Consider the following 6,439-nt stretch of genomic DNA (forward strand, 5'->3'; position numbering starts at 1 on the left):
TAAAAATGTTATTATTAAGATAGTTTTAAATTATCATAAAAATATGAAATAATTAAAAAAAGAAGGTTTTAAAAACACATGATAAAAAAAGAAGAAATACAAACTCTTTTAAAACAGTCTTTAGAATCAGGCGCTGATTTTGCTGAACTGTTTTTTGAAGACAATATGACTAATAGTTTAAGAATAACCGGTCAAGAAGTTGTTTCCTTATCAACTGACAATGTTTTTGGCGTAGGAGTAAGACTTTTACAAGGTTCAGATGAAGTATACGGTTATACTAATAAAGTTGATTTTGACAATATTCAAAAATTAATGACACATTTAAAAAGGAATTTTAAAGGACCGAAATATAAAGTTGTTCCTTTGGGCGAACCTCAACCTTTAAAAGAAAGTATGAAAAAACCTTTTGATTTGATGACAAAAAAAGAAAAAGCGAAAAAATTAATTAAATTATCAGACATAATGAAAAAACAAAATGATAAAATAATCCAAACTATTGTTAATTATCACGAAAAAGAACAAAAAATTTTGGTCGCTAATACAGAAGGAGTTTATCAAAATGATGTAAGACCTTATATACGTTGTGGTTTGGTAGCAGTAGCTAAAGAAGGCGAACAAATGCAAGACGTTTATGAAGGTCCAGGACGTTCTATGGGATTAGAATTTTTTGATTTAATAGACTTAGAACAATTAGCCCAAGAAGTAGCTCAAAGAGCGGTGGCTTTATTAAAGGCAGAAGAAATGAAGCCACAAGTTATGATCGTAGTTTTAAATAATGGTTTTGGGGGCGTTATTTTCCATGAAGCTTGTGGGCACCCTTTAGAAGCGACTGCTATCGCCAGAGGTTTATCACCTTTTAATAATAAATTAAACCAAAAAATAGCTTCTGATATAGTAACAGCTTATGATGACGGCTCTATTGAAGGTGCTTGGGGAAAACTTAATTTCGACGATGAAGGAATGAAAACCCAAAAAAACCTTTTAATTGAAAAAGGCATTTTAAAAAGCTATTTAGTTGATTTCCGTAACGGTCGTAAAATGAAAGCTAAACCGACCGGTTCTTCCAGAAGAGAGTCTTATAAATATTCTCCCACTTCAAGAATGAATTCGACTTATATCGCTAACGGCACTGATAAACCAGAACAAATTATTAAAGATACTAAATACGGCTTATACGCTAAAAGTTTAGGCGGCGGAACAGTTGAACCTGCTACGGGAGAATTTAATTTCGTTGTTAAAGAGGGTTATTTGATTGAAGACGGTAAATTGACTACTCTTGTTAAAGGAGCGATGTTGATTGGTTATGGCGATGATGTTTTATTAAAAATAGATCGTGTAGGAGATAATTTATCTTTAGGACAAGGAATGTGCGGTTCTGTTTCTGGCTCAATCCCTACTGATGTAGGACAACCTACTATTAGAGTACAAGAAATGGTTGTTGGCGGCAACAAAAAGGAAAATGCGTAATGTATCAAAAATGGATTCAAAAAGGTTTAGATAAAGGCTTTGAAAGTTTAGAAATATTTGTCAGCGAAAGCAAAAGTTTTAAATTAACCCTAGATAACAACAAAGTCGAATCACTTGTAGAAAGCGATCTGGCGACAGTTAATATTAAAGGGATTTATGACAATAAATCAACAGAAGTATATTTTGAAAAAATAGATGAAGAAACGGTCGATAAAATGTTGAACACTTTGAAACAAAACACTCAAATAGTTGACAGCAAAGATCCGGCGATTATTTTTGAAGGTTCTTCCTCTTATCCTGAATGGGAAGAAAAAAAATTTGATTTTTCCGTTATTCCTTTAGACAAGAAAATTCAACTTTTAAAAGATTTAGAAAAAAACATGTCTTCTTCGAAAGTGATGAAAAAAATTGAAACCAATTCTTATAAAGAGGTTTTTAGTAAAAAAACTTTAATCAACTCAAAAGGGCTTCATTTAGAACAAGAAAATAATTATGCTTATCTTTATGTTTCTGCTATTTTCAAAAAAGACGGCGATGTACAAAGTTTTGGCAAATTAAAATTTGTAAAAGATTTCCAAGAATTTAATCCAGAAAAACAAGCCCAAGAAGTGGTTGTTGCGGGTGAAAAAAAATTAAACGGAGCTACTTTAAAATCAAAAAGTTATCCTACAGTTTTTTCAAACGAAATGTTTGCTGATGTTTTAGCCAGTTTTAGCAGCATTTTTACCGGACAAAGTGCTTATAGAAATTTAACTCAATTAAAAAATAAAGAAAAACAAGTTATCGCTTCTCCTCAAGTAAGCATCATTGAAGATCCTTTTTCTGATCAAGCTTTTTTCAAAGAAAAATTTGATGACGAAGGAGTTGTTTGCCAACCTAAAAACGTGGTTGAAAATGGTGTTTTTCAAGGTTTTATCCATAATTTAAAAACAGCCAAAATATTTAACACTCAACCGACAGGTAATGGTTTCGGCGGAGGAACCGGTTTTAGCAATTGTTATTTAAAACCAGGACAAAGAAGTTTAGATGATATAGTATCCACCATTGAAGAAGGTGTTTTTATCGATGATTTAGTCGGCATGCATGTAGGTATTCAAACTGTAAGTGGCGATTTCAGCCTTCAAGCTAGTGGTTTTAAGATTGAAAAAGGTAAAATCACTACTCCGGTGAAAATGATTGTTGTTTCAGGTAATTTTTTTGATATTTTAAAAAAATTAAAAGAAATAGCTAATGATTTTGAATTCCAAGTTTCTGGTTTTGGCAGTGCTAGTGTTTATGCTGGAGATTTAATGATTGGTGGTAATTAAACTTTTCTTTGGACAAATAATAAACAGACTCTCTCTTATTGGAGAGTCTTTTTTTGATGTGTGATCCTTTATAAGCATTATCTTCAAAAACATGAAAAGAACAAACATTATTCATTTGACATTATTTTGGTTATTTGTTATTATAAAAGTAGTTTTAAAGGCATTTTACAAAATACAATTTAAAGATAGGTATTTTTATTTTTGAAAAAAAATATAAGATAAGAAAGAAAAAATAGTGTTAAAAGTATATTACAAAAATCAAACTTTAAATGTGAATTCTAATACCAGTTTAGAAGAAGTAAAAAAACAATTGCAATTGACCAATGTTTACGCCGCTCAAGTAAATAATAAAATACGCGAATTAACGTTTGAATTGGCTGAACCCGAAAATGACGTTCTTTTTTTAGATTTATCTCATCCTCAGGCGGTGGACATTTATGAAGCTAGTTTGAGATATTTGGTCGTTATGGCTTTTTATCATGTATTTCCTGAGAAAAAAGTGCGTTTTTCTTATTATAGTTCACAATCTCTTTTGGTTACACTCGAAAATAACGCAGAATTCAATTTAGAAATGTTTGAACAAATTCAAAAAAAAATGATAGCCTTAGTAGCACAAAAGTTAAAAATTGAAAAAAAATCTTTTTCTTTGGAAAAAGCTTTAGAAATATATGATGCTTTTGGTTTTGAGAATAAAAAAAAGTTTCTTCAACAAAAGCCCCAAAATAAGGTTTCTTTATATGTTTGTGATTCATATTATAACGATATGCACCAAGGCATGGTTCCTAATACGAGTTATTTAACTCACTATCAATTATTATATCGTTCTTCTTCTATGATTTTGCAATTTCCTCAAACTTTTCATCATGGTGTAATACCTCTTTTCAAGGAAGAACCTTTTTTTGAAAAAACTTTGCATCAAACGTCGGTGTGGCGTCAAATGACTCAAACACAAAATATTCATCAAATAAATAATTATTCCTCCAATCCTAAGAAAAACTTTGATTTAATTAGTATAGCGGAAATCAACCATCAAAGGCAGTTAATGGAGATCAGCAACCAAATAGCTGATAAAAAAGATAAAATAAAAATTATTCATATTGCTGGACCGTCTTCCAGTGGTAAAACCACTTTAGCCAAAAAACTACAATTACAATTAATGGCTGTAGGCGTTACAAGCACTTTGGTTAGTATGGATAATTATTACTTACCCCTTGAAGAAGTCCCCAAAACCTCAGATGGTTCATCTTATGATTTTGAACACATCCAAGCGTTAAATATTGATTTATTTAACCAAAATATAAATGATTTAATTTTACATAAAAAAGCTATTATTCCACAATTTGATTTCAGTACTCGCGTGATTACCCACAAACCTATCGAAATCAATACACAAGTCTTGTTGGTTGAAGGAATTCACGCTAATAATCCTGCATTATTACCTTCCCTTTCTAGGGAACAAAAATTTAAAATTTACATTGCTCCACAACACCAATTATCATTGGATGAACACAATCCTTTACATATCACAGATATTCGTTTTTTGCGTAGAACTATTCGAGATTTAAAAATGAGAAGCACTAATATTTTAAAAACTTTTGATTTTTGGAAATCTGTTCGAGAAGGTGAATTTAGGTGGATTTATCCTTATCAACAAGAAGCGGATTATTTATTCAATTCGGAGTTAATTTATGAATTTAACGTTTTAAAGCCATATTTAGAACCTTTATTGTTAGAAGTGCCTTTGATGAGTCCGTATTTTGAAAAAACTCAATATTACTTAAAATTATTAAGTTGGTTTGACGCTTGGGAATCTGATTTGGTTCCGCATGAATCCTTATTAAGGGAATTTATCGGAAATAGTCCTTTTTATCAATAAAAAATGTTACACTAAATAATATATAAGTTTTAAGTGTGAAAAAGATCAAAGCTATATGATGATGTTTTTTCTATGATTTTGCATTTATTAAATTAATTTGAAAAAAAGGTGAAACAATGTCTGTTCATTATCAACAATTAGAAAAAAGATTTGAATAAATCGGTTATTTTGAAAATATTTTAAATATATTTCATCGGGATATAGCTTGTAATATGAAAGAAGTTTCGGCAAAAAGCCGCGTAAAAGAGATTTTAAGTTTAACAAGAGTTATTCGTCAATTGTTAACTTCTGATGAAACTAAAGAATGGTTAAATCAAGCAGAACAAGAAAAAAAATTCTTTAGATGTATGGCAAAAAGCAAATTTAAGGGAAATAAAAGCGAAAATACAAGATGAAAAAATTGTGGATCAAGAATTGCAAAACAATTTTATTTTAGCAACTGCTCAAGCTGAATTAGCGTGGAGAAAAGCTAGACAACAAAACGATTATAAAATGTTTAAGCCTTACTTTCAAAAAGTCCTTGATTATGTTAAAAAAATAGCGCATTTAAGATCTAAAGCTTTAAATGTCCTTTTTTATACGATGCTTTAGTGGTGAGATACGAACTAGGCAATACTGTAGAGAACATTAAAAAAATGTTTGCTGTTTTAAAAGAAGAATTGCCACCTTTAATCAAAAAAGTGATGAAAAAGCAGGCCAAAAGTGGAACTCCTCTTCAATTGTCTATGCCAATTGAAAAACAAAAAGAATTAAACAATAAAATGATTGAAAAAGCAGGCTTTAATTTTAATAAAGGTCGTTTAGACGAAACTACGCACCCTTTTTGTGGTGGAACTGCTGATGATGTTCGTTTGACCACTCGTTATGATCACAATAATTTTTTAGATAGTTTATGGGCGCTATGCATGAAGTAGGGCACGCTTTATACGAACAAAATTTACCTGAAAAATATAAAAACCAACCTGTTGGTAAACTTAGAGGGTATCAATTTCATGAAAGTCCATCTTTATTAATTTAAAAACAATTGGTTAAAATAAAAGAATTTTTAACCTATTTATCTGTTTTTTTAAAGAATGATATGCAAATGAATGACCCTTTATTAACGGTTGATAATTTGTATCAAGAAATTAACCGTGTTCAACCTAGTTTTATCAGAATTTATACGGACGAATTAACTTATTCTTTACATATCATTTTACGTTTTGAAATAGAGGAGATGTTGGTTAACGATCAATTAACTTTAGACGAATTGCCTCATGTTTGGAACCAAAAAATGAAAGATTATTTAGGCATCGTTCCTAATAATGTTTCTGCAAGATGTCTTTAAGATGTTCATTGGCCTTCCGGTTATTTCGGTTATTTTCCTAGTTATTTAAACGGTACTATGATTTCATCTATGTTAATGAGCAAAAACAAAAAAAATAATCCAGACATCAAAAAAGATTTTACTCAAAGTAAGTTTACAAACGTTAACCAATATTTAAACCAAAATTTTAGAAATTTCGGTTCTTTATATACAGCCGATGAATTATTAAAAATTTCTACTGGCGAGAACAAAATCGATCCTGATGCTTTTGTTAAATATTTAGAAGAAAAATATTTATCTAATTGATTTAATTTTTAAAAAATAACTCTATTTATTTAAAAAACTCAAAATGATAGAATATTGCTTTTATACAAGATAAAGGCAATGTTTTTTTCTTTTTTGATGAAAAAAAATCAATTAGATGAAATAAAAACAGTTGATATTGCTTTTTGTGATTGTGATATGTCAAGTATAGAGTAGGTG

General features: G+C 29.8%; 5 protein-coding genes and 1 pseudogene. All 6 read left to right on the plus strand.

Features of this window, described 5'->3' with window-relative positions; translation table 11 throughout:
• Positions 1–78 precede the first annotated feature (78 nt).
• Entirely contained in the window at positions 79–1,467 is a 1,389-nt protein-coding gene (locus ON17_RS00505; RefSeq protein ID WP_017191522.1) for a TldD/PmbA family protein, read from the plus strand.
• On the plus strand, positions 1,467–2,774 hold the full coding sequence (locus ON17_RS00510; protein ID WP_017191523.1) for a TldD/PmbA family protein: 1,308 nt from the start codon (positions 1,467–1,469) through the stop codon (positions 2,772–2,774). Before ON17_RS00505 ends, ON17_RS00510 begins: the two co-directional genes overlap by 1 nt.
• A 235-nt stretch (positions 2,775–3,009) precedes the next feature.
• A complete protein-coding gene (locus tag ON17_RS00515; RefSeq protein WP_017191524.1) occupies positions 3,010–4,650 on the plus strand; it encodes a nucleoside kinase in 1,641 nt (546 codons plus the stop codon).
• Between the two features lie 212 nt (positions 4,651–4,862).
• Positions 4,863–5,045 carry a hypothetical protein gene (locus tag ON17_RS00520; RefSeq protein WP_017191525.1) on the plus strand — a complete coding sequence of 61 codons (183 nt, stop codon included), beginning with the start codon at positions 4,863–4,865 and terminating at the stop codon, positions 5,043–5,045.
• Positions 5,023–5,241 (plus strand): hypothetical protein, encoded by a 219-nt coding sequence (locus tag ON17_RS00525; RefSeq protein WP_425311408.1) that lies wholly within the window; start codon positions 5,023–5,025, stop codon positions 5,239–5,241. Before ON17_RS00520 ends, ON17_RS00525 begins: the two co-directional genes overlap by 23 nt.
• A gap of 44 nt (positions 5,242–5,285) precedes the next feature.
• Positions 5,286–6,262, plus strand: a pseudogene (locus tag ON17_RS03795) (carboxypeptidase M32).
• The last annotated feature ends 177 nt before the right edge of the window (positions 6,263–6,439 follow it).

This window comes from Poinsettia branch-inducing phytoplasma str. JR1 (assembly GCF_000309465.1).
Classification (GTDB): Bacteria; Bacillota_I; Bacilli_A; order Acholeplasmatales; family Acholeplasmataceae; genus Phytoplasma; species Phytoplasma pruni.